This window comes from Bacillus sp. FSL K6-0073, from assembly GCF_038006085.1.
Taxonomy (GTDB): Bacteria; Bacillota; Bacilli; order Bacillales; family Bacillaceae_G; genus Bacillus_A; species Bacillus_A cereus.
Genome location: NZ_JBBOUN010000003.1, coordinates 348,382 through 372,621 on the forward strand (window position 1 = coordinate 348,382; position 24,240 = coordinate 372,621).

The window sequence follows — 24,240 nt, forward strand, 5'->3', positions numbered from 1 at the left end:
CTTATAACTATAAAACCTCCCCTATTAAAATACATAATCCATTCTTAAATCAATTAAACACAAAAAAGGTAGCCCATTTACTGGACTACCTTCATCTATTTTACCGAATTAGTTTTGTTTTTTTGATTTACGTCTCATAACCACACTTGCAAGTATTGCTAATCCACCTGCAATTAAACTTCCCATAGTTGTAGATTGGTCACCGCCTGTTTCTGGTAATTTTTTATCTTTAGCTTCTGCTTTCGTTTCCTTCGCAGTTTCTTTAGATGTCGCTTTTGTATCTTTTTCTACTTTTTTATCAGTAGGTTTATTAATCTCATCTTTAACAGTTTCTTTTTTATCCACTTGTTTTTCAGCAACTTTTTCATTACCTTCATTGTTAGTAGATGTTACTGTTTCTTTGTTTTCTTTTTCAGCAATTACTTTGTCTTCAATTTTATTATCTTTATTTCCCGTTACAGAACCACCATCTGTTTGTGTATCTTTGTCTTCTGTTACAGTGCCTTTATCGTCTTTGTTTCCTTTGTCCTCGTTCGTACCTTTACCTTCTGTTACTGTACCATTATCATCCTTGTTGCCTTTGTCCTCGTTCGTACCTTTATCTTCTGTTACTGTACCATTATCATCTTTGTTGCCTTTGTCCTCGTTCGTACCTTTGTCTTCATTTGTTCCTTTATCTTCGTTAGTGCCTTTGTCTTCGTTTGTTCCTTTGTCTTCGTTTGTACCTTTATCTTCGTTAGTGCCTTTGTCTTCGTTTGTTCCTTTATCTTCGTTTGTACCTTTATCTTCATTTGTACCTTTATCTTCGTTTGTACCTTTATCTTCGTTTGTACCTTTATCTTCGTTTGTACCTTTATCTTCATTTGTACCTTTATCTTCGTTTGTACCTTTATCTTCATTTGTACCTTTATCTTCGTTTGTACCTTTATCTTCGTTAGTGCCTTTGTCTTCGTTAGTGCCTTTGTCTTCGTTTGTTCCTTTATCTTCGTTTGTACCTTTGTCTTCGTTAGTGCCTTTGTCTTCTTCTTTATTACCTTCTACTTCAACTTTTACAACAGATTGAATTGTAGTGTTTAAAGCATTATCTCTTACAGAAACTGTAATTGTTCCATTTCCATTATCCTTAATAGAAACACCGTCGGAACCTTTTAGACCTGTAACTAATTTTTCATTAGCGATGTTCTCCACTCTAAATCCTTTTTCAATTTTAATTGAGTCTACGAAATTAATCATGCGAACATACACTTTTCGTTCCGCAGTCGCACCTTCGCTATCAGTTACAGTAAGTGTTACTGTTTGTACACCTGAAGCCTGAGGGTCAAATCCACTTACTTTAATTGATTTGCTTAAATCTCCATCTTCTCGGTCACTTGCCGTTACTTTCGCTGATGCAATAATATCTTTAACCTCACCTTGTTTTGCAAATACATAGTCATTTTCAACGCTAATACTTGGTTCTTCATTTACATGAGCTTTTGTTACTTTTATTGCTTTTGAGATTGAATTTTCACCGTCTGTTACTTTTACAGTTACCATACCACTCACTTCATCAACATTTGTGATAATTGCACGAGCTGTGTTAGATAGACCTTCAACAAATCGAGTAGCATCAATGTAATTAATATTTTCGTTTTGTTCAATTTGTAGAACACCTTTAAATCGAACAACGTTCATAATAACATTTTCAGAAACCGATAGATTAGTATTGTCAGTAACTTTTAAATTAAGTGAACGTTCACCTAATACCGATGTATCTGTATTACCAGTAACTTTAATATTAAGAACACCAGTTTCTTCATCATAACCTTTTGCACCTAACGCATTTAAGACATTAACACCTTGACCTTGTTCTACAAGCACTCTATGTTTGTCTAACGTAATGACAGGCATTGTATTTACAGAAACAGGAATATCATGTGTGATAGTATTTCCGAATCCATCTTTTACTTCAATTTTTACATATTCAGTGTCATTAGCTTCAAATGAATATAACACTTTCGCTGTTACACCATTCCCTAAACCACTTACAACAAATTTCTCAATAGGTTGACGTTTCGGGTCTTGACCTTGCACACGATAGAAGTGGTCTACGAACTTCACATCTTTAACAGTGTGTTGTTGTGGTGCTTGTGCTACCTTCGGCTGAGGTGCAACTACATTTTTTTGTGGAGCAATTGATTTTACTTCTTGCTTCGCATCTTGTTTTACCTCTTGCTTAACTTCCTGCTTTGTTTCTTGCTTTACCATTTGCTTAACTTCTTGCTTTTTATTTTCCACCACGTTGTTCGCTTCTGCCTTTTGTGGTTGTTCAGTTTTTACTTCTTTAGCAGTTTCCTTCACTTCTTTAACTTTCGCTTCTTCTTTTACTTCTTTCACTGGTGCTACTTGAGCATGTTGTGGAGCTACGATTTCAGTCTTTGGTAAGTTTACCTCTGCATCTTTTAATTGGTCTGCATGAGCAGTTGTTCCTAAAGCCCCTAATGTTCCGAAAGCTAATGCTGTTGTTAATGCCGTTCCTACTACTTTACCCTTTGTGATGTTTTTCATTTTCGTTTCCTCCTATATTATCTTAATATATTTTTATAATAATTAATTGATTAAAATTAAATTTCCTTATTGTTTCCGTGTTTCTTATCTTAACTTTATTATAACTCTTTAGTATTATTTAGTCAATTATTTATTACTAAAAAGTTTTAAATTTTGTTTTTGCTTTTCTAACTTGATTTCATTGTAACTCAATAACATTCATTAGTCAATTATTTATTACTTAAAAATGTTATTTATTTAATTAGGTTACACTTACAGTTTTTGTATACATATATATATTATTATGACGATTATATAATTGTAAATAGCTGTTAGTAAAAAAGAAGGAGATTTCTCCTCCTTCTTTTAAATATCTATATTCGCTTTATGAGCTTCACTGATAATAAACTCTCTTCTTGGCGCTACCTTATCACCCATCAATAGTTCCGTTACAGCATCTGCTTCTTTCGCATCTTCTATCCTTACTTGTATTTGCTTTCTTGTTTCGGGATTTAATGTCGTATCCCATAATTGGGTTGCAGACATCTCCCCTAATCCTTTATAACGTTGAATACCCTTTATTTTATTCCCTATTGTACTCATAATCGAATCTAATTCTTCAATTGAATAAGCGTACATCTCTGTTTCAACCTTTTTTCTACCTTGCTGTTCTTCATGTACAATCTTATATAATGGTGGCACTGCAATCCAAACATACCCTTCTTCAATAAGAGGACGCATATAACGATAGAAGAAAGTAAGCAATAACGTTCGAATATGAGCACCATCTACATCGGCATCTGTCATAATAACAACTCGACCATAATTAACTTTCGAAATATCAAAGGCCTTCCCGTGACCCCCACCAATTGCAACTATAATACTTTGAATCTCTTCATTTGATAGAACTTTATCAATTCTGGCTTTTTCCACATTAATAATCTTACCTTTTGCAGGAAGTATAGCTTGCGTTTTTCTATCCCTTGCTTGTTTTGCTGTCCCACCTGCCGAATCACCTTCTACAAGGTAAATCTCTTTCTTTTTTACAGGTGTTTTTGAAGAAGCAGATGCTAATTTTCCATTCGTCTGTAGTTGGGCATCTTTCTTTTGGAGACTATTATCCCTCGATTTCTCTTCTGTTTCCCTAATCTTGGACACCCTCATTGCATTTTCAATAATTCGTTTAACTTCTTCTACATGTAAGTCAAAGAACTTGGAGCCTTCATTTTTAATGACTTCCTCTACAGCACCCTTCGCATCCGTACTGCCGAGCTTTTCTTTTGTTTGCCCCTCATATTGTGGGTTCGAATGACGAATTGACACTACAGCCACAATTCCTGTACGGATATGAGCACCATCAATCGTGTTGTCTTTCGTTTTTAGTAGACCAAGTTCTTTTGCATAACCGTTAATTAATCGTGTTATACCTGATTTTAAGCCAACTATATGAGTTCCACCATGAGGGGTAATAATATTATTACAATAACTGATAAGATGTTCGTTATATTCTTGTACATATTGAAAAGCGATTTGAACTTCAATATCTTTCGATACACCTGAAAAAGATATAACATCTGTTAATGTAGGTTTTGAATGATTTATTTCCTTCACTAATCCACCAATTCCATCTTTTTCACAGAAGGTCTTTTCATATCCTGTTCTTTCATCTATAAAAACAAACTTCAATCCTTTATTTAAAAATGCAGATTCTTGTAATCTCTTTTCAATGGTTTCAATATTCCATTCTGTAGTTTCAAGGATTGTGTCATCTGGTAAAAAACGAACCTTTGTACCACGTCTGTCTGTATCACCAATTGAAGGAAGTTCTCCATTTTCAGTTAACGGTATAACAGGAACCCCACCATTTTCATAGCGGTCTTTATATATCTTTCCATTCCTATGTATTTCCACTTCTAAATAAGAACTCAATGCATTCACTACAGATGCACCTACACCGTGTAAACCACCAGACACCTTATATCCATTCCCACCGAATTTACCACCTGCATGAAGGATAGTATAAATCACCCTTGCAGTTGAATATCCTGCTTTTCGATGTACATCAACAGGGACTCCTCGACCATTATCTTCTATAGAAATAGAGTTATCTTTATGTATCCGAGTAATAATTTCATCGCAATATCCTGCTACTGCTTCATCCACGGAATTATCAGTGATTTCCTTAATCATATGGTGTAGACCTTTAGTATTCGTTGAACCAATATACATACCTGGTCGTTTACGAACCGCCTCTAATCCCTCTAATATCTCTATGGAATCTCCATTGTATTCTTCACTCATACTATCATCTCCTTACTGTCTTTCTTCACCACGTATGATACATTTTATATTGACTATTGTCAATGAAATATCAGGTTGTACTCAAACAACATACAAGATTTAACCCTATAATAAAATCATATAATAAGGATATAAATATGAAAGGAAAGGGGAAATGAAATATGCTGATACTTGTCATTAACGTACTATTAGTTGCCATCTCTGGCATGGCAATCATTTTAACACTTATTAACTTAACAAAAACTTTAAAGGTACATAGTCACCTACCTGATGAAATAAAAAAACATACAAAATCCACAGTATTTACATGCTTCATCTTATTCATTTTTTCTATTGGATGCGCTATTGGAGCAGGACTTTTATGGAATCAATTATTCTTCTACGTATTTATTCTCTTATCTGGATTCTTATCATTAGCGATTTACCAACTAATTAATGAGAATTTAGCTGAATTTGTAGATTAAAAGACAAAAAAGAAGCAGATTTTAGTTCTGCTTCTTTTCCTATTTTCCAAGCCAATTAATCATATGCTTTGTCTTCTCAAAACCATTAAAATATAGAATATCATCTTCATATCCCTCAGAAGTATACGTGGGATGTCTACCCTCATGTTTATTTTTTAATACCAATTCACTACCTATTTCCTTCGCATCATTTCCCCACAAAAACCACTCAATCTCATCATTTTTACTATTTATATATTTTAACAAATCCATAGCAAATGCTTTCCATATCCCTTCATGCTCCCCTGCTTTTCCTATCTTCGTAGTTAAATATACATTTAAAAATAAAACACCTTGCTCCTCTAAAGATGCAAACCATTTCTCAGGTGTTTCTTCTATTAAAAAATTCCCGTTACTTATTTCTTTTTTTATTTCATTATATTTTAAGATTTTCTTATATGCATCTATATTTTTAATACTTCCGTAAATACTTCTAATAATATTTCTCAAAGCAGGTTGAGGTGCATTACCTACCCAACTTTTTAATGCTCCATCTTCAAATGACCTTCCCGTTGCGATACCCTCTACAAAATAAGGGTCTTGTCCCAACCAAATCACTTTTACTTTGTTCAAATCTAAATTTAAAAATCTTAATACATGATTAGGATTGGAGGGTGTATAGTCATGCCCAATCTTCTCCTCAATTTTATCCAATTCTTCCCTACGTACCTCTATAAATTCAGACCAAGACGTATGATAATCATTAGGTATTAACAAGTAAAACACCACTTTCTTTTATAGTTAAGCTATTTTTTCGGTACAAGTAGATTTCCTCTTTAAGTCCATCTTAATTAATTGTTCATTTTTTATCATTGGAATATACTCAAAAATTTCCACACCACCAACAAATTGTAAAGAATCGAAAATATGGTTCTCACATTTCGGCATGATGGTTATGAACCTAACTTTGTTCACATTCTTTATTCTTTTAATTTCATTTCTATAATACAGGCTCTGCCATACAATGTCAGTATCCTCCTCTACTTTTAATTCAATAACTACATACACACCGTTTGAATCTTTCGCTAAGATATCAACCCGTCCCTTTGGAAGCATGTATTGAGTAGCAATTAATCTAAGTCCACTTTCTACTAACGATAAATTACGCTTCATATACTCTTCTAACATCGCTTCTGTTATCAACTCGACATTTGAACTATATTGAATATCAGATATAAACATTTGTATATAACGACTCTCTAAGGTTTCAATTGACAACCTATCATCAACACAGGCAAATCCTCTAATTCTATTTGGACTTGAAATTTGCACTTGAAACAATTCATTTAATAACATCAAATATTCGTACTTCACTCGATACCAGTAATCACTTTCCTTCTTATATTTCCTGTTCTTCTTCTTAGCCCTTTTCACTAAGTCTTTTTCCAAATCAGACAAATACGTAGTTACATCTTGTGATATGCCTTCTTCAGTTGTAACAGGATAGAACGTTGATGAAAAACACCAATCTTCAATAGCGTTTGCAAAACAACTACCTATAATTGGATTGATAGAGATAAACTCTCCTTTATAGTTAACTTTATCCTTTTTAACTTCAATCTGTAACTCATTCAATATGAATTGAATAAAATTCTTTTTATATATAAACTCTTCTTTCTTTTTTTTATCATCTATACTGTCACATCCAAATCGCAATACAACATAACGATATAACACATCAAAATTACTGATACCATACATAATACTTAGCTCTTCCTTTAGCAATAAAGCTATTTCATCTTCATAATAGTTCACTAAAATACACCTCAAATTATAAAATAATCCCTTGTAATTTCATGAATCAGAAACTATAATAAGATTATATAATTCATTGACTATTGTCAAAGAAAAATAATAAAATCAATTATAGTAAATGAATTGTTTTAAACCAATTTTACTTTTACATATTGATAAAAAACTTAATATTTAGAGGAGCTGATGTAACAATGGCAAGAGAAACTAATCCGTTACAAATTATTCGATTCGATGGAAGAGATTGTTTCATGGAGGTTCTAAACACAGGATTTGACATTGGAAAGGTCTATATGAATTTCATTACTTATGACCAAAACAAAAAAGCAGGAGAACGCTACACAGCCAAAATTCCAATTTATATGGATATTGATAAATTCTTAGTTCTTTCCGCAGATATCATGTCAGGAAAAATCCATAAGTTAGCTGAGAATGAAAAAGCAAAAGGTGCGAAGTATCCAGGTAAAATCTTTGATGATATGGGTGGAACACCTGCTGAATCATTAAAACAACGTGGGAAAGAACGTGAAGATGGAATGAGTGAATCCCGTGTTCTAAAGTTACTACCAGGTTCTAAACTTCCATTCCTTTTCCAAGCAGAACTTGGTAAAGGGGAAAAAAATGAGAAAGGCTTAATTGTACCTCGTTATGGCACAAGCCCTGAACAACTGGTTAGAATCCCAATGCAAGGTGATGACCTCAAACGTTTTGCCCTTGTTGTAAAAACACATATTGATGCGTATATTACTGCAAAGTATTCGAATGAACAATCAGAAAAAACTCTTAAAGAACTGAAAGAAACTTCAAAAAAACTGGAAGAGTTAATTACAAAACTAACAAAAACAGATACTGGAAACAGTAAAAAGTAAACAAGGGGGCTATTAGCTTCCTTGTTTTTATAAGAGGTGAAAAATATGACTAACATATTTAGCAAAATCGAAGAACGGCATGTTAATAACTTTATTTTATTATCAAGCTATTATTTATTGATGACCATAGCATTTTGGCTTCTATTTATTCCATTTGAATCTCATCGAATGATATCTATTATTTGTATTACGATTGAAGTTGGATGTTTATACTTTTTTGTTAAGAAACTAAAAATAAAGTCTCAAAAAGAATTAAACGGATATATCATTGGTCTAATCATTTTGGCTTTAGGTAATATCTATATTGGTGGTGGTGGCATATTCTTCGTAGGTATTCCACTGTACATCAACAGTTCTCTATTCGTTCACTACTACTACTTGTTAGGGTGGGGACGTATATTCGTAGAATTGTTATTATTTACTATGCCGTACATCATTACATTTAAATTGGCATTCCGTAACTCACAGGAGGATTAAATTCCTCCTGTTTTTTTAAAAGAAAAACCCCTCCGAAACATAAACCTATATACAAGATATTTTATTTATTCAAGAATTTAATTTATTTATTAAAAATCACCCTTAAAAAAAACAGGAATAGTTAAGAACATAAAAAATACAGTAACTTTATTATTACTGTACATTAATAAAAATATTATTAGGCAACCTTTTCTTCTTTAATTAATCTCTTAATTTTCATCAAGCAGTGTTTTTGGATTTTAGATACATTCGCTTGACTCATGTTAATATCTTCAGCTATTTGTTTTTGTGTCTTTTCTGTTCCATTTTTATCTAAACCATAACGATACGTCATAATATATTGTTCTTCTGGATTTAACATCTTAATCGCTTCTCGAATCAAACGCTTGTGGTCATCTTCTACTACTCTATCTTCTAAAGATTTTTCTCCATTATTTTTCTCAGCAACAATATCTTCTAAATGAAATCCGTTTCCATTTTTATCAACAGATAAAACAGTGTTTAAAGAAACATTATTTAATCTATGTTTCTTTTCTTTTCTTAAAAAGAATAAAATCTCATTCTTAATACAATTAATAGCATATGTAGAGAATTTCACTTCACGAGTTGTATCAAATGCATTCAAGGCCTTTGCATACCCTACCATCCCTGCATTTACCAATTCATCTGGGTCAATTTGAGAGTTTTCAAACATCTTTACTACATAATAAACAAGCCTCTCATTTTCTACTGCAATAATTTCTTTTTCCATTTCTGTTAAGTGTGTCATATGGTTTATCCCCTCTTCCAAAGTTATTAATTTTACAATAAACCATATTTTATTCATTAACTATAGTAAATATGACTGACAATGTTCTATACAAAAACAATAACTAAAACAACAAAAAGAGTGCTATTGTAAGCACTCTTCTAATAGATTATTCATCGTTGTTGGGTCACCAAATTGACTTAACTTTTCTCTTAGTTGGTTCACGCTCATGAAACCATTTTTCGCTGATAACAACAATCCTTTTATCATTTCAAAGTTGTATATATCGAACAAAGCATCATATAGCTTTCCATTCATGAAACTTTTCCCTTCATTTGTTTTAGAGTTGTACTCTCTAATGAAATCTTTATATGCAATTGAACCTGCATTTTTCTTAAAAATAATGTAGTCATTGTATATAACCCCATATCCTTTTTCTAATATTCTTTTGTAATATGTTTTATAATCTAAAATTTCTCCATTACAAAAGAAATCCGCAGATTTTGAAAAAATCGGAAACTGGTCATTCTTTCCAAGAAGACGATATCCCTCAACATTTAACCTTAATTCTGCAATGTAACCTTCTATTTTGTTTGGTAATTTCTCCACTGTAAAATCCCACTCCTTATAAATTTAATTTATATAAATACCTGTTTTTATAATTTTTATATTATATGTGAGTAGGGTAGTAAGAATCATCAATCTATCAATTTTATTGACTATAGTTAATGATAATGTTAAAATTTAGTTACATAATAAAAGGAGTTGATAATGTGAAATTTCGTAAGTCTTTTATGGGACTCATGGCGTTTGCAGTTGTTGGAATGATGTTAGGTGGATGTCAATCAAAAGAAGCACCTAAAGAAAAGGAAACACAAAAAGAAGTAACATATAAAGAAAGAAAAGTATCTGTGGACTATTCTAAACCTGCTGAAGAAATTCTTCTTTCTTATAGCGAAAAAGGGATGAATGAATTCAAAAGAAATTTCCCTGATAAATTGGCAATGGACTTTGCTTTGACGTCTATTGGTAAGACTGCTCCTGACTTTGAATATAAGAACATCAAAGGGGAAACGGTTAAGTTATCCGAATTAAAAGGAAAAAAAGTTGTTCTTGATTTTATGAGAGATGATTGTCCAGTATGTAAAGAGAGTTCACCTACTGTAGCAAAAGTAAAAGAATCTTATAAAGATGTAGTATTCCTACCTATCTTCCCAAAAGATTCAAAAGAAGATGTTGAGAAGTTCTTTAAAGATTTGAATATCGAAGTAAACGAAAATTCTATTGCAGGAAAAGATAACGGAGATAATTTATCTATTGTTAAAAATTACAACTTAAAACTCGTTCCAAGCTTTGTATTCATTGATGAATCAGGAAAAATTTCATATACATGGATTGGTTCAACTGATGAGAAAATCTTCAAGGATACAATGGATACAGCATTCGGTAAAAACAAACTATATGACCTTGTTAAAACAGAAAAAGTAGACAAGAATGGTAAAGTCGTAGAAGAAAAAGTCGAACCGAAAAAAGAAGAAGCTAATAAAGAAAACAAAGAAAGTAAATAAGTAGTACTCTTTTATAGAGCACTTTTTACTTGAGAGGAGACTGATACATAGTGGAGAAAGTAAAAGCAATCCCATTAGAAGCTTATATCTTTTCTTTAACAGATAAAGAGGAGCGACAAGCGTTACTTAAGGAATATCGAAACACCATGCACAAATATCATGTAATTAATTTAAAAAAATTCGTTGCATCTCTATCTCGGCAACCAAGAAGAATCGCAACTCGTTCATTTAAAAAAAGTGGTGTTGATGTAAATACGACTACAAATTATATTATCTCGAAGGAAGAATTAGCTTCTTTTGGAATAGATTATTTTGATGTAAGAGATATGATTAATAAGTAAAAGAGCAAGGGAAATACCTTGCTCTTATTTTCTTTCAAATAATTCAATTAAGAAATTCATTAATGTTTTAGAGCTCTTTTCAATTTTCTTCTCGATTTTCTCAGGGAATTCTGTATATCTCATGAATCCCTCTGAAGTTTCCTTAAAGGCAAACCCACCATCTGCAAAAATCATTTTATTTTTATCGTCTGTCGGATTGTTTTTAACAGAGTAAATACATGCCACTACGTCTTTTCCCTCTTTCATGATTCCTAAGTATATATTATCTGAAACATGTAATACAACTCTCTTGTCATATTGTAGTAATTCAGGTAATAACAATTCAGTCAGAACATGAATATGAGAATAAGGAACGGGTGAAATTCTATCGAATTTCCCAGATGCATCAATTCCAATTTCCCAGATTTTATGAACTGGTGTGTTTTGGTCATCAATTAATGCAAAATATTTCCCTCCAATTTCATGAAACGATAGTAACTCTAATGAATCAGATTTGTTTACATAGTGAATTATTTCGCTCTTTGCCTTTTCAAAAGCATAATCCATGTACTCATACACATCTATTAACTCTTCTGGGTCTACATGAACATCATCTTTTGGTTCTGTTAACAATTTTAATGCTGTCGTCTTACCTAAACTTTCCACACTAACCGATTTATAGGTATCATCTTTTTTCTCCAAAACTTTAATATGGATAAGATGTTCATTCATAACATAAAAAACTTTTATATATGTTTTATCTTTCAAACTCATTTTACTAATCACAATATTAATCATGAATTTCACGCCCTTCTTTTTTTATATAAAAATCATATCATATAGTCAATAAGAAAAAGAGGCGTTTCATGCTCTATTAAGTTCTATTACGCTTCATTCAATTATTCTTTCCACCTTACTTTTAAATTCTTCACCTGGCTCAAACGCAGGGATTTCCTTTGCAGGAACTCTTACTTGTTTTTCTGAAGAGGGGATTCTAATGCTCCTACTTTTTCTTTCTTTTGTTACAAATTGTCCAAACCCTTTTAAAGATACCTTTTCTCCATTTTGCAATGCTTCATAGATAATATTAATAAATGTATCTACAGCTAATTGATTCTCCGATTTTGACAATCTATTCCTTTCCTTCATTTTTTCTAAGAGTTCATTTTTATTCATTTTTCTCCCCCATGTTCTAAAACATTATATTTATATATAGGGATTATTTTACAGTATGTAATCGTTTTATTCAAATATAAAAAATAAAAATTTTGTAATTTATATAGACTACATTTCATAAAAAAAGCATCCGATGACTTTTGTAAAAAAAGTACAACCGAATGCTATATATTAGAGATATAGAAAGCCTACTAAAGTTAAGATACTATACGAAATACAGAAGAACGGTGCGAATGGTACCATTGTTTTCTTGTTCTGTTTCTTAAATATAAATATAGATACAATAGAATAAATAAAGTGAATGAGACAAGATAACAATAATAAGACGATTGTGTAGTAGCCCCCTAAATACATCCCGAATATAAACATGAACTTGATATCTCCACCCATTTTATGCATTAATACCATTGCAGGTATTAATAGGAACAAACCTCCTATCAGACCACCAATTAAATGGGTCCATTGATAAGTAATTCCAAACGGTAGAATAATTATTAATAATCGAGTTGCAAAAAACACTGCATTAAACTTATCATAAATCTTCATGTTTTTTAAATCCGTATAAGTCGCTATAAATAAAAATAAGAACAATATGGCTACAATAAATATATGACTGTTTACATATAATATTTCATTTTTAATATTTAATAAGAATTGTTGTATCTCAGGCACAAAATCCCCTCCTTAAAACTTTTATTTTATAGTAGATTTTTAGAAGTAAGTACATACCTAATTTTTGTTTGATTCTGTCTAATAAAAAAAACACCATTTCACATGATGTTTTTATCTGTATACCATTCTTGTAACACTTCTAATAATTAATTCCACAGTACCATCTTCCTTTTGACCATTATATGTTACTGTGAAGTTTGAACCATTACGTGCATTATACATATCTTTTGATAAGCCACCTAAATCATCGAAATATGAACTATTTTTAATTCTGACTTTACTCACTGTATCTAAAACAATTTGAGGACGTTTCTTTTTTGTTTCTCCTAATCCCCAAGTATCATTGCCCCAATCCACTTTTACTTGCTCAACGTTTAAAGCAACAATGTTTTTGTTTGTTTTTACGTGTTTTCGAATTTCTTCTTTATATTTAGCAGATATTTTTCTTTCATAATCTGTTAAGTTTACAGAATTGATTTCAGTGTCTATTTCATTTTCCTTATCAATGGAGAATATCTCATCACGTAATTTATTTGTATCTACAGTTGTTTGTAATGCATTCATCCCTGATGTATCCATAATAGACTGGATTTCATTCACAGCCCACGATTTAGATGCTATATCTGAAAAGGCTGTAATCGCTAAAAGAACAATAAATACAGTTATTACAATTAGGATAGAGAAGACACCTTTTGTATTTTTTAATGTTTTTTTAATTCGTCTCATTTCTTTCACCTTCCCAAACATCGTAGTTATACTTAAATTCGGATGTTACGTATCTTTTTTGTATTGCTTCTTTTTCATCTGATGTACCAGGAATGATTTGACCCCAAACGTTCCATTTATATTTATAAGTCAACTCAATATCCATTGCAGATTGATAATCTACTTTAAAATTTGTGGCTGTTGTTAATTTCTTTGTCTCTACAACTCTTCCATTTTTATCATATCGAATTAAATTTAGGTCCCATTCATTGCTTTTTATACCAGCTCCTTCAAGATGGTCATTCACTTGTTGTACAAGCTCTCTTGAGTCTACATACGCTTTATCTCCACCTGGGAAGCCTTTTGGTACTTGATTCGTAATTCCTCCTTGTACACCTAACTGACGTGCTATGACATTTGTTTGTTGTGATACAACATACTGTTTATAGGTAATCGTAACAACATCAAATAAGAAACATATAAGAGCAACAAAAATTAATAAGCCTATTACATATTCAAACAAACCAAATCCTTTTTGTTCTTTTAACTTCTCTTTCAATCTACTCATATTCGCACCCCTTTCCGTTTTTCCTATAAAAAAAGGAGCGTTATACCTATACGCTCCTTTTACGTTGTATTAAGCTACTTTTAAGCCATCTACAGTTCCGCCCGCTTTACCTAAGAAGCCAACGATTTGGTCTTTAAATAAGAACAATGCAGTTGCTAATACTAATACTACCGAAATCCAAACGATAATCTCTACGTTAGATGCACCGTCTTCCCCATTTAATACAAATTTTGCTCGATTCATTAAATTGTTCATTCTATCACCTCTGTTTCTTCTTTGTGATTTTTATGGCTTATATTAAACTACTTAACTTGTAGTTTATCTACAGTTCCACCTGCTTTTCCTAAGAAGCCAACGATTTTATCTTTAAAGATAAATAATGCAGTTGCTAATACTAATACTACTGAAATCCAAACGATAATCTCTACGTTTGACGCACCATCTTCTCCATTTAATACAAATTTTGCTCGATTCATTAAGTTATTCATTGCAACATCCCCTCTCAAATTTATTATCTTATTGTATTAAAGTTATATCTTGTTTATAACGATTAAACCGTCTGAAACTTGTTCAATACCTGTTTACCATCGTTTATAACCTTAATTATTTTTTACTAATGCATCTTACTGTAAATAGATAACATCTATAACAAAAAAAGGTCGAACTATTGTCCGAACCTTGTCTAATACATAACTTACATAGATGATAGAGTTGTCATAGAATAGAATGTTGGTAATCCAAAAGCACCAATTAATGTAAGTAATAGGGGTCCCTGTAATACCATCGCTAACAATTGTCGTTTCGCAATTTTATTCATAATGGCTTCCAGTTGCATTTCTCTTACTTTATCAATCTGTCTTTCGAAACTTTCTCTAACGTCAACACCTTGTTCTAAGTTTAAGCGTACAAGAGATAATAATTCTTTTACCGCAAACACATCAACTTGGTCTTTTAATCTATCAATTGCTTTTTCTACAGAATGGATATCGCAATTTACAATAAACTCCTGAAGAAGCGGTCTCCATGCGTCACCTACATATGGAATACTACCCTCAACAGCTTTTGTAAATGAAATATCTGCTGTTAAATATCCTCTTGTAATACGGATGAAATCTGGAAATCCTCCAAGCAATTTCTCTTTCGCTTCTGTAACTGAATTATTAAACAGAAATCCAAATAAGAAGAAAAAGGCAGAGAACCATATTAATGCGAATGGAACGGATACAGGTATTAGTACAATAAGAGCAACTACACCTATAATTTTCAAAGTAATATTCATTGCGATATATTGACTCGCATTAAAGTATTTATCCCATTTCGTTAACTTTAAATCTTTTTCTAATTCTTGACTATCTCTAACTTTCATTTTAGGTACAACGTATTTCAATACAGGTCTGGTTACTTTGTCAATAAACGCTCTTGTTTGCTCATCATTTGTTAACTCTTCCTTATTATTGAATTGTAGTTGTTTTAACCGTTTTTTATGTGTTGAATGGTTTTCATTTAGAAAAAGGAACATGAAAACATTTCGAATAAAAAACAGAAAACATATCGTCCCCAAAATCATAAAAATATACTTCATTATTACCATATCGAAAACATCTCCCTTCTTACTCTAATGGTGCACCAATTTTTTTATTAATGAACCAAATAGACCCCATAATGATTGCACAAATTACAGTTGAACCAATTTTCCCTGGTGTCGTGTTTAACATAAAATCTACATAACTATCAGAGGTTGCAATTTGATAGCTAATAAGCAGAGGAATGGCCGCAACCATAATATAAGCTTCTCGTACAGGTCCTGCTATTTCTTTTCTTAGAGTAGATTTCATTTTTCGATTCTCTTCAAATTGTTGGAATGCTTCACCTAATAAGTTTTCTCTTGCATCCTCTGTCCCTAATGTCATAGCAATTTGATAATAATTAGATAATCTTTCTAAATATTTATTTCCTGTACGTCTTGCTAAGTTATCCATTGCATCTGTTGTTGGTATCCCTAACTCAATATCTAATACAGTTTGTCTAATTTCACTGTACATAGGTTCTTGCCCCTTGAAATCATATAGACTTTCTTTTATTGACTTAGGGAAATCATTTTGGGCTTTATAACGTTCTACGACTAAATTCATAAATGAACCAACTTGTTCTTCAATCATGTTCAATCGTCTATTTTTAATAAACGCAATAATTTGACCAGGAATCATATACCCTACCATAATAAATAAGCAAGCTAAAATTGGGTTTGATGTCATCACCAGTACAAGGATTGGTAGTACAATAGCAGATGTGAACGACATTAATTTAAATTCACCATATGTCAATTTATACCCCGCTTGTAAACACATCGTTTCTACTGTATTCTTTGTGGAAACTTTCGCTTTTGTTTCTACCATTCTTTCTAACTTTAATTTCAATGCATTTTCCCTTAACTTTGAAGATGCTTGAGATTTTCTCATTGTTAACACTGATTTATCTTCTTTCATTTTTTCTTTGGTAGAAATGAAAATAATGGCTAACATAAAAACTGTAAATACAACTATCGCATATCCCATATATACAACACCACCTTTTATTTTTTATGCTCATGTTCCTTTTCAGCATCTCTTTATTTTATTATTACATTTTGAAAATTATTTAATAGTCTTTCATTGGCGAATATCGTTCTACAAAAAGAGCTTGTCATAAAGAACAAGCTCTCTTTTAGTAAGACATGTTTATGCAATTTTTAACTCTTCAGACCATCCCTCAACAAGTGGTTTCAACGTCTCAATTTTCACCCCTCTTCGTAGCATATTTTTTGCTTTTTCTTGAGAGATTTTATTGACCATTTCAAAGTCTCCTTTTAAGAAGTCATATTCAAAAATCGTTTTTAAAGCGACTCTACCTTTTTCGAAGTCAAAGCTAACCTCTGTAATACTTGTTACTTTTCTTCCGATGTCAGGAATGTCATCTTGTAATACGATATAATCAACTGCACTACCTATAATACGCTCTACTACATCAATGCCTAACGTTGGCATAGCGCTCAGATATTTTGTTACAAGCCTATTTACAATGTTCATAGGTTTACCTCCATGCATGGTAAATATTGTACTGTGACCTGTTTCCATAGCCTCTACCGCACTTTCCGCTTCTAAGCCACGAACCTCACCAACGCAAATATATTTTGGTTTTAAACGTAATGCAGTATAGATAATTTCTTGCAATGTAATTTCTAATTTAGGGTCATCATTTCTTACGGATACTAACTCTAATGTATGGTCATTTTTTGGGAATAGCTCTTGCGTATCTTCACAAACTAACATTCTTTTATTTGCTTGTGATACATAGTGGTCTAATAAAGCACGAATAGATGTTGTTTTCCCTGAACCTGTTAATCCACCATAAATAACGTTACATTCACCTAAAATTATCGTACCTAATAAGTCTGCAATTTCTTGACTCATTACATTGAAAGCAATAATATCTTTCAATTGCAGTTGGTCTTCTTTATGTTTACGAATTGTTAACGAGAAATCTTTAGGCGAAACCGCCTTAGATGTAGCAGTATATCTATCACCATATAGCTCAAAGTTAACAATTTTCTTATTACCATTGTTAATCTCGTTTCCTGATTCTCGAACCAATCTATCAACAAACGCTTTATAATGTTCTGCACTTCTAAATGTCTTATGATATTTAACATTGACACCATTTTGCTCTACATAGATTTTATTCCATTGAAGGCAGAATATATCCGATACACCAGGGTTGTTCTGAGCATCAGCTAAAATTGAGTATCCCGAAAATTCCTCAACCATTTCTGCAATGAATAACTCTATGTTATTTTCATAACCTCTAACTTTTATGTTTTGACCATATACAATAGATTCAATTCTTTTTTTATAATCTTCTTTTCGCTTTCTTAGATATTTCTTGTCTTTAATTATGGCATCTTCTTTTGTTTCTTCTTTTTGTTCATCCATCTCAGTTGTTAATTTCTTCGCTACTTCCCCCCTAACGAGTTCTAAAGCATCTTCAAATCCTAACACTCCCGAAGTATATTTTGTACCTTTTACCCGTTGTAAGTCTTTTCTTAGTGATTTGAAATCTGTTTCCATTGCCATTTCAAATTCCCCCTTTTTTCTATTTGCTATTGTTGTTGTAGATAAAAAGGGGATGAAATATAACAAACAAGTGGGTTTACCTTATTTGACATAAAAAAAAGACGTTTCAATTAGAAACGCTTTTTTCGTTCTTTCGATTTGTCTAAGTTTTCATATTCTTGTTCTAAGAATTGTAAATTTTCCATTTCCCAAATCTGGTTAGCTAATTTTGCAAATTCTAATCGTGCCTTTAATGTATTTGCGTTATTATCTAATACTACTGGTGTCCCTTCATATAATCTATTTAAGAAAATATTCTTTGGTAGCAATGGTATTTTCACATCTACATCAAAACCAGTTTGACTTAAATGCTCAGAAGTGAAGATTAATTTCTCTCCTTCATTCTCGTTAGATGCTCCAGTGTCTTCAATATCTTCATTAAGAATGTATTTCACTCTATCTAACACATCTAAATCTTTTAGGGTTTCTTTATAACGAGCATTATTTCGAACGTTATTAAAGTCCAGATTAATGATGTAGTAAGCAGTATTCGACAATCTTAACAACGGATATGTAGTGACATGAGCTAATGAGGAGTTTGTGTCGAGAATAATAACATCATACTCATCCACGATGGCTTCAATTAAATAAACATAATGGAATGGTTTAATATCTTCGATTTCACTCATTGTTAATTGTGACCCTACTAATGCCTCTAAGTTTTTGCAAGGGTAATAGGATTTAAAACAACTTTTAATATATTTATTTACTTCTTCAATTCTTGCTTCATCTTCAATGAGCCTTCCATCACTTGTCATAATAGTCGCTATTTTATCCATTACAGTTTTTAAATTGTGTTTATCGTCTTCAATTTGAAGTAATGTACCTACAGATAAGTTTTGTAAATCTGCTTCAATCAATCCAACTTTTGGTGGTTTCCCATCTTTTTTCTTTCCGTACTTTGCAATTGTCGTTGCAAGGTTCGTAGAAGCAAATGACTTACCAGTTCCAGGTTTGATAGATGAAACAAGATATACATTTTTATATCCGTATTTTTCAATATCGTATTCTTCTGTTTCTTCAATCGCTTCTACTTCTATATCTTCTGTATTACCTGTTGATGCACTTCTGATATTACGAAGTAAATAATCTACACTCTCTTTATTTCGAGGATTATCTAATAATTGTTTAATTAACACTGCATTTAACTTGCTCTCTGTTAAGATATCATAAATACCAGATAGTACTAACATTCCTAATTGATTTACTCGTTCTACATTTTTCATGTCTAATGTTTTTGTCACGTAAACAATTCGAATTTGCGGGTGTTTTTGTTTTACCATAATCATTTCTTCTAACAGAGATTCTTTTCCCGTTAGAAAATCTGAGATAAGAACAATATCAGGATTATAGAAAGAACACGCTTCTACTAAGTCCCTTTTATATTCAATGCTTCCGACAAATTCATACTCTTTTATTTTTTTAATTACATTATCAAGAGCTTCATGACCTGTAGCTAATAGAACTTTATTCATAATTTACTTCCCCCTTTGTATTAAAAACATAACGGAGAATACAATGACTCTCCGTTATTAAATTTGTTAACTATTTATTGCTTTCAGCTAAACCTTCTCCAGAGAATACTTTGTCATATTCACCCACAATAAATCCTGCTGTGTCATAGTTTTGACTATCGTCAAATCGTCCCACAATGCGAATGTTTCCAGATTTTAATCGAGCAGAAATTTGTTCAGCTTGGTCAAGCGTTACAGCTAATGTTACAGTGGATAATTTACCACCTTCTCCACCAGATTGAATGTCTTTACCATCTTGCATATCTCCTGCTTCGTCTCCTTTCACACCCTCACTTCTATCCGTGTAACGGAAACCATCATCTGTTGTGACATTATAGACAAGAATATCTTGTAAGAAAGCTTTTGAATATTTAAATCCTTTTCCTGAACCTTCTCCTGCCTTTTCACCTTCTCCAACAAATACAAGGTCTACTTTATCTCCTCGTTTCACATTTCCACCTAATCCATCAATATAAGTAATAGGAAGTGAAATTTTTCGATATTTTGTTAAATCCATACTTTCAAATGGGTCGATATTCTTTTTATCAACTAATTTTTTCTTCAATGCATATTCACCCGTAACTAATTTTGAATTATTGTATTTACCAACGATATCTTTTGGTGAAAGAGCAAATCCTTTTGTTACTGCTTGAGCAGGAATAGTTGTTTTTACTAAATCACCCTCTGTAATCTGCGTATTAGCAGGGATATCTCGATTAAATTGCCATACTGTTGTTGGCTCCATTTGTTTTTGTGTGAAGTAATAAAACCCTCCTGCAAATAGAATAACCGCTCCCATTTGAGCAATCGTAATTGCTACTTGTTTAGTTTTCATATATCCTTCCCCCTTTTAACTTTATTCGAATATTATCTTCTCAATAGAAGCAAAAGCTTTTTTAAGTTCTTTGTTCTTTGAATACAATAAAACAGGAAGACCAATATAATTTGCATTAATAAAATCTTTATTCAGAGAAGGAATGGTAATAGGGATGTCTACTTTCATCCACTCTGAAATATCCCTTTGGTTTAATTCTGCTTTTTCGTATTTGTTGATAATATAATATATTTTTTTATCTAAATTTATTCGTTTAGTAAGTTCGGGCAATTTTCTTAACCATCCTCCAATGTGTGATACATCTTGTGTTAGTGTTAAGAATATTTTTGTACTATAGGCCATGGCTATCTTCGTGAATTCATTCTTTAAATCAGAAGGAACATCTAAAATGATGAAATCATAGTTTTTCTGAATAATGAAATACATGAATAAATCTTTTAAGCAAGCACTATTGATTTGTTCCTTTTCTTTATCTTTTTTTGTAACATAATCTTCTGAGTAAAAGAGTAAATCTAACAAGTCTGGAAACTGTTTGTAGTTTTTCAGCATCATAGAGTTTTTCGGTGTATTACTGATAATGCTACTCATTGAAATAATAGAATCTTCAACTTGTGTATAGTTTTGATTCTCCATGCCACGCAAAGCAATATCTAAACCTTTTTCGAATGTACCTAATTGATATAAGTACTCCACTGTTGAGCCTGTTTCTTTAAAATCAATGTACATTGTTCTAAAGCCACTTTTCGCCAAATGTAGTGCTGTATTAAAGGCGATTTGAGAATTTCCTACACCTTGTTCACTTCCTAAGAATGTTAGGATTTTTTGTTTCATATGAACTGGCATAATTGTTTCCTTAATTATCGTTTCTGTAACGATTTTAGGTTCTGGAATTGGCACTTCGATTTTAGGCTCTGGAATGATTTCAGGTTTAACTTCCACTTCAGGTTCAGTTGGTTTTTGTTCAATGATTGGTTCCTGTATTGTTTGAACTTCGTGCTCAGTATTTTTTTCTGTATTTTCTTTTGCACCCATTAACCTTGCGAAAAATCCAATTTTTTCGGGCTTTTCTTTTTTCATTTCCTTTAGGTTTTCATTGATATTCTGAAGTTTCTCATCCACTTTTTTATCTAATTCTGGATTTCTTTCTGGAAGAGGTTCTTCTATTATTTCATGTTCTTCCACTACCTTTTCTTCAAGATTAATGTTTTCTTCTTTCTTTTCAACGTCTTCAAGATTGAAAACTTCCTCTTCAAGATTTATAACCTCACCTTCAATGTCAATCACTTCATCACCGATTAATTCTGATTTCGTTTCTTCAAGATTCACACTTTCATCTTCAGTGATTTTTTCCATAGTTTGTTCCGTTTCGACTTTCAGATTTGTTTCTTTAGGAGCTTCATCCTCTTCTTTCCCATATTCATTTGGATTCGTTTTGTCCAAATATATTTCTTTGATTACTGGCTTTTCTATTACTTTTGTAGGTGCATCATATAATTTTTGATTTGTTTTTTCGTCTACTGTTGTTTTAGGGCGTAAATGAAACACATCCGAAAACTCGTTCTTTTCTTTTATTAATCGGATAATCTCATTCGCATTTATTTTTTCTCCATATAAAATGTCATAAATACCATACCCTACAATTGTTGCTAACAGTACATCCCCTGGCTCACGTTTGTTGGAACCGAAAATAATTCTTACATTCTTGTAATTTGCTCTAATTTCATAAATAATGTCTGAAATATTTTCATTCCCTTTTAATGATTCAAATAACACAATAACATCAGGTTTGTTTTCTTTTATCGCTTTTATAATCCCTCCACGATACACAGTTGTACCTACAATTGCATACTCACCGTTTGACTTTGCCTTTATAAAATCTTCAACTTGTCTATGTCCAATCGCTAATAAAACCTTTTCCATGGATTTCACCAACTTTCATACTTTTATTAACATACTATTTAAAAAGAAGAAAATTTATTGAGGATTATTGATTGAGGTATGTTCTATATGGAATAAAAAAAAGAAGTATCGGCAAATGCCAATACTTCTCATGTTTCAGTATTCAAATTTCAACACTTTTGTTTAAGAATCCATTTTAAAAACATGTTAATTAGATTTACAAAATAAAAGTTTCGTAAAAAACCATGCAGAGATTATTAGTCCATTAGAGAAATGAATTCCTCAATTTTTTGAATCAATTCCATGCTTTCTGCAAGTTTCGTTTCAGGTGTCCATTCCGCTTTCATGATTCCATTAAACAAGGAAACTATAGCTTCTTTTTGTTTTTTCGATGCTTTCTTTCCATTTAAGGTGAAGTTTTGCAGAATAACCATTTCAGCAAAACCTGTCATAGCAGTATCGTTTGCACCGTTACCTTGTCCTCTGTTTTTGAAGAAATACTGTACAGGTACCTCAAGACCTTCAGCCAGTTTTTCAACAGTTTCAAGTGTAGGGCTTTGTCTTTGTCCTTTTTCAAGCAAATGTATATAAGAAGCAGATACTCCTGAAAGTCTTCCCACATCTTCTAAAGCATATCCTTTTGATAATCTTAGATGTTTAAGTAATGCTCCAAAGTTCTCTTGGTCATTTTTCTTAGTTAGATTTGCATAACCTTTTTGTTTTTTATTGAATTCCCTTTTCACTAAATCTTTATTAAATGGAGATAAATTTCTCTCTATAAACGGCATTACATCTTCTTTATATTTTTGTTCGAACCTCTTTACATAGTCTTCCACTTTTTCATCTGAACTATTATCTATTATATTTACTAAGTCTATTAATTCTAATACACATTCCCAATTATACCTTTTCGCTTCCAGTACAAAAGCATCCCATTTAGATAGTTTTATACCTTTCTTTCTATATACAGTATCTCTTATGTCATTTATATATGTTTTGATTGTTTTTTCTACTTGAGAGTATTTTGTCTTTTTATATAGTTTTTTTAATTCTTCTTCTATTTCATCGAATTTATCATTTAAAGACTGAACATCTTCTTCTTTAGGGTCCCTTAAAGAGTCATTAATTGTTTCAACAATATCTTTTAGAATATGATTTTCATCATTTTGTATTTCGTTATTTAATTCTTTCCATTGGTCTTGAATAGCCATTCAAATAACCCCCTTAATTTTTAGAGAAATTTCATTGACTTTAGTCTATGAAAAAGTTATAATTTATTTGTAGGATTTAGTTCATCCATAACGCATTTCCATTCATTTTGAAGGGAGAATGGAAAAATGGAAGTTATGGAACAAGAAAAATTAACAAGAGGTACAAAAAAATTAATTCAGACTGCAATAGATGAAGTCGAGCCTGGTTATGAAAATAATCGTTATGCAATCTGTGAAAAAATCGCTGAGATTGTCGAAAAACGATATGAAGGTTTTAATTTAGACTACCAATTAAAGAGGATGGGTTTAGAAACAACGAAAAGTATCCTCGAAAAAATTGATATGTACTTTTACAAATATGTAAAAAACTCTTGATTTTTTCATTATTTTTCACCTGTGATTCATAAATATCTTATCATTGACTAATGTTGATGTCAATCAGCTTTCA

The 24,240-nt window shown here is 31.6% G+C and carries 26 protein-coding genes; 6 read left to right on the plus strand and 20 right to left on the minus strand.

The features are described 5' to 3' along the window. Positions 1–108 precede the first annotated feature (108 nt). Entirely contained in the window at positions 109–2,547 is a 2,439-nt protein-coding gene (locus MHB52_RS33370) for an LPXTG cell wall anchor domain-containing protein (RefSeq protein WP_340768904.1), read from the minus strand. Between the two features lie 345 nt (positions 2,548–2,892). Next, a complete protein-coding gene (locus MHB52_RS33375; RefSeq protein ID WP_061662213.1) occupies positions 2,893–4,827 on the minus strand; it encodes a DNA gyrase/topoisomerase IV subunit B in 1,935 nt (644 codons plus the stop codon). 161 nt (positions 4,828–4,988) lie between these two features. On the opposite strand from MHB52_RS33375, the gene MHB52_RS33380 reads away from it, so the two are divergent. Beyond that, positions 4,989–5,291 (plus strand): hypothetical protein, encoded by a 303-nt coding sequence (locus tag MHB52_RS33380; protein WP_061662212.1) that lies wholly within the window; start codon positions 4,989–4,991, stop codon positions 5,289–5,291. Positions 5,292–5,330: 39 nt separating this feature from the next. Here MHB52_RS33380 and MHB52_RS33385 read toward each other — a convergent pair whose 3' ends face one another. After that, positions 5,331–6,047 (minus strand): uracil-DNA glycosylase, encoded by a 717-nt coding sequence (locus MHB52_RS33385; protein WP_061662211.1) that lies wholly within the window; start codon positions 6,045–6,047, stop codon positions 5,331–5,333. A gap of 24 nt (positions 6,048–6,071) precedes the next feature. Beyond that, positions 6,072–7,085 carry an endonuclease NucS domain-containing protein gene (locus MHB52_RS33390; protein WP_061662210.1) on the minus strand — a complete coding sequence of 338 codons (1,014 nt, stop codon included), beginning with the start codon at positions 7,083–7,085 and terminating at the stop codon, positions 6,072–6,074. Between the two features lie 191 nt (positions 7,086–7,276). Here MHB52_RS33390 and MHB52_RS33395 point away from each other — a divergent pair, with 191 nt between their 5' ends. Continuing rightward, complete coding sequence (locus MHB52_RS33395; protein ID WP_061662209.1) at positions 7,277–7,951, plus strand: hypothetical protein; 675 nt, start codon at positions 7,277–7,279, stop codon at positions 7,949–7,951. A gap of 45 nt (positions 7,952–7,996) precedes the next feature. Beyond that, positions 7,997–8,428 (plus strand): hypothetical protein, encoded by a 432-nt coding sequence (locus MHB52_RS33400; RefSeq protein WP_061662208.1) that lies wholly within the window; start codon positions 7,997–7,999, stop codon positions 8,426–8,428. Between the two features lie 178 nt (positions 8,429–8,606). Here MHB52_RS33400 and MHB52_RS33405 read toward each other — a convergent pair whose 3' ends face one another. Together MHB52_RS33405 and MHB52_RS33410 are read right to left on the minus strand one after the other, a co-directional pair. Next, complete coding sequence (locus MHB52_RS33405; protein WP_061662207.1) at positions 8,607–9,197, minus strand: sigma-70 family RNA polymerase sigma factor; 591 nt, start codon at positions 9,195–9,197, stop codon at positions 8,607–8,609. A 123-nt stretch (positions 9,198–9,320) separates the two neighbouring features. Next, on the minus strand, positions 9,321–9,785 hold the full coding sequence (locus MHB52_RS33410; RefSeq protein ID WP_061662206.1) for a hypothetical protein: 465 nt from the start codon (positions 9,783–9,785) through the stop codon (positions 9,321–9,323). A 164-nt stretch (positions 9,786–9,949) separates the two neighbouring features. On the opposite strand from MHB52_RS33410, the gene MHB52_RS33415 reads away from it, so the two are divergent. Together MHB52_RS33415 and MHB52_RS33420 are read left to right on the plus strand one after the other, a co-directional pair. Further along, positions 9,950–10,744, plus strand: coding sequence for a TlpA family protein disulfide reductase (locus MHB52_RS33415; RefSeq protein ID WP_253703026.1), 795 nt, complete (start codon positions 9,950–9,952; stop codon positions 10,742–10,744). 50 nt (positions 10,745–10,794) lie between these two features. After that, entirely contained in the window at positions 10,795–11,085 is a 291-nt protein-coding gene (locus tag MHB52_RS33420) for a hypothetical protein (RefSeq protein ID WP_061662205.1), read from the plus strand. Between the two features lie 24 nt (positions 11,086–11,109). Here MHB52_RS33420 and MHB52_RS33425 read toward each other — a convergent pair whose 3' ends face one another. The 14 genes from MHB52_RS33425 to MHB52_RS33490 form a co-directional block, all read right to left on the minus strand. Beyond that, positions 11,110–11,862 carry a hypothetical protein gene (locus tag MHB52_RS33425; RefSeq protein WP_061662204.1) on the minus strand — a complete coding sequence of 251 codons (753 nt, stop codon included), beginning with the start codon at positions 11,860–11,862 and terminating at the stop codon, positions 11,110–11,112. A gap of 93 nt (positions 11,863–11,955) precedes the next feature. Further along, positions 11,956–12,240, minus strand: a complete 285-nt coding sequence (locus tag MHB52_RS33430; RefSeq protein ID WP_061662203.1) for an HU family DNA-binding protein — start codon at positions 12,238–12,240, stop codon at positions 11,956–11,958. A gap of 171 nt (positions 12,241–12,411) precedes the next feature. Continuing rightward, positions 12,412–12,912 (minus strand): prepilin peptidase, encoded by a 501-nt coding sequence (locus tag MHB52_RS33435; protein ID WP_061662803.1) that lies wholly within the window; start codon positions 12,910–12,912, stop codon positions 12,412–12,414. Positions 12,913–13,023: 111 nt separating this feature from the next. Then, positions 13,024–13,638 (minus strand): hypothetical protein, encoded by a 615-nt coding sequence (locus MHB52_RS33440; protein WP_001252699.1) that lies wholly within the window; start codon positions 13,636–13,638, stop codon positions 13,024–13,026. Continuing rightward, on the minus strand, positions 13,625–14,185 hold the full coding sequence (locus MHB52_RS33445) for a hypothetical protein (protein WP_000088659.1): 561 nt from the start codon (positions 14,183–14,185) through the stop codon (positions 13,625–13,627). The genes MHB52_RS33440 and MHB52_RS33445 overlap by 14 nt, the downstream gene beginning before the upstream one ends. A gap of 69 nt (positions 14,186–14,254) precedes the next feature. Then, positions 14,255–14,440, minus strand: a complete 186-nt coding sequence (locus tag MHB52_RS33450) for a hypothetical protein (protein ID WP_061662802.1) — start codon at positions 14,438–14,440, stop codon at positions 14,255–14,257. Positions 14,441–14,487: 47 nt separating this feature from the next. Continuing rightward, on the minus strand, positions 14,488–14,673 hold the full coding sequence (locus tag MHB52_RS33455; protein ID WP_001061354.1) for a hypothetical protein: 186 nt from the start codon (positions 14,671–14,673) through the stop codon (positions 14,488–14,490). Positions 14,674–14,879: 206 nt separating this feature from the next. Then, a complete protein-coding gene (locus tag MHB52_RS33460) occupies positions 14,880–15,776 on the minus strand; it encodes a hypothetical protein (RefSeq protein WP_253703234.1) in 897 nt (298 codons plus the stop codon). A gap of 19 nt (positions 15,777–15,795) precedes the next feature. Then, positions 15,796–16,740 (minus strand): type II secretion system F family protein, encoded by a 945-nt coding sequence (locus tag MHB52_RS33465; RefSeq protein WP_000540082.1) that lies wholly within the window; start codon positions 16,738–16,740, stop codon positions 15,796–15,798. A 162-nt stretch (positions 16,741–16,902) separates the two neighbouring features. Beyond that, entirely contained in the window at positions 16,903–18,294 is a 1,392-nt protein-coding gene (locus MHB52_RS33470) for a CpaF family protein (RefSeq protein WP_061662801.1), read from the minus strand. 110 nt (positions 18,295–18,404) lie between these two features. Further along, the gene (locus MHB52_RS33475; RefSeq protein ID WP_061662800.1) at positions 18,405–19,808 is read right to left on the minus strand and encodes an AAA family ATPase; all 1,404 of its coding nucleotides are present in this window, start codon (positions 19,806–19,808) and stop codon (positions 18,405–18,407) included. Between the two features lie 70 nt (positions 19,809–19,878). Next, complete coding sequence (gene cpaB / locus MHB52_RS33480) at positions 19,879–20,682, minus strand: Flp pilus assembly protein CpaB (RefSeq protein WP_061662799.1); 804 nt, start codon at positions 20,680–20,682, stop codon at positions 19,879–19,881. A gap of 21 nt (positions 20,683–20,703) precedes the next feature. Further along, the gene (locus tag MHB52_RS33485; RefSeq protein WP_061662798.1) at positions 20,704–22,602 is read right to left on the minus strand and encodes an AAA family ATPase; all 1,899 of its coding nucleotides are present in this window, start codon (positions 22,600–22,602) and stop codon (positions 20,704–20,706) included. A gap of 236 nt (positions 22,603–22,838) precedes the next feature. Then, positions 22,839–23,792: a helix-turn-helix domain-containing protein gene (locus MHB52_RS33490; RefSeq protein ID WP_061662797.1), complete on the minus strand. Its 954-nt coding sequence runs from the start codon at positions 23,790–23,792 to the stop codon at positions 22,839–22,841. Between the two features lie 126 nt (positions 23,793–23,918). On the opposite strand from MHB52_RS33490, the gene MHB52_RS33495 reads away from it, so the two are divergent. Continuing rightward, positions 23,919–24,167 carry a hypothetical protein gene (locus tag MHB52_RS33495; protein WP_061662796.1) on the plus strand — a complete coding sequence of 83 codons (249 nt, stop codon included), beginning with the start codon at positions 23,919–23,921 and terminating at the stop codon, positions 24,165–24,167. Positions 24,168–24,240: the final 73 nt, after the last annotated feature.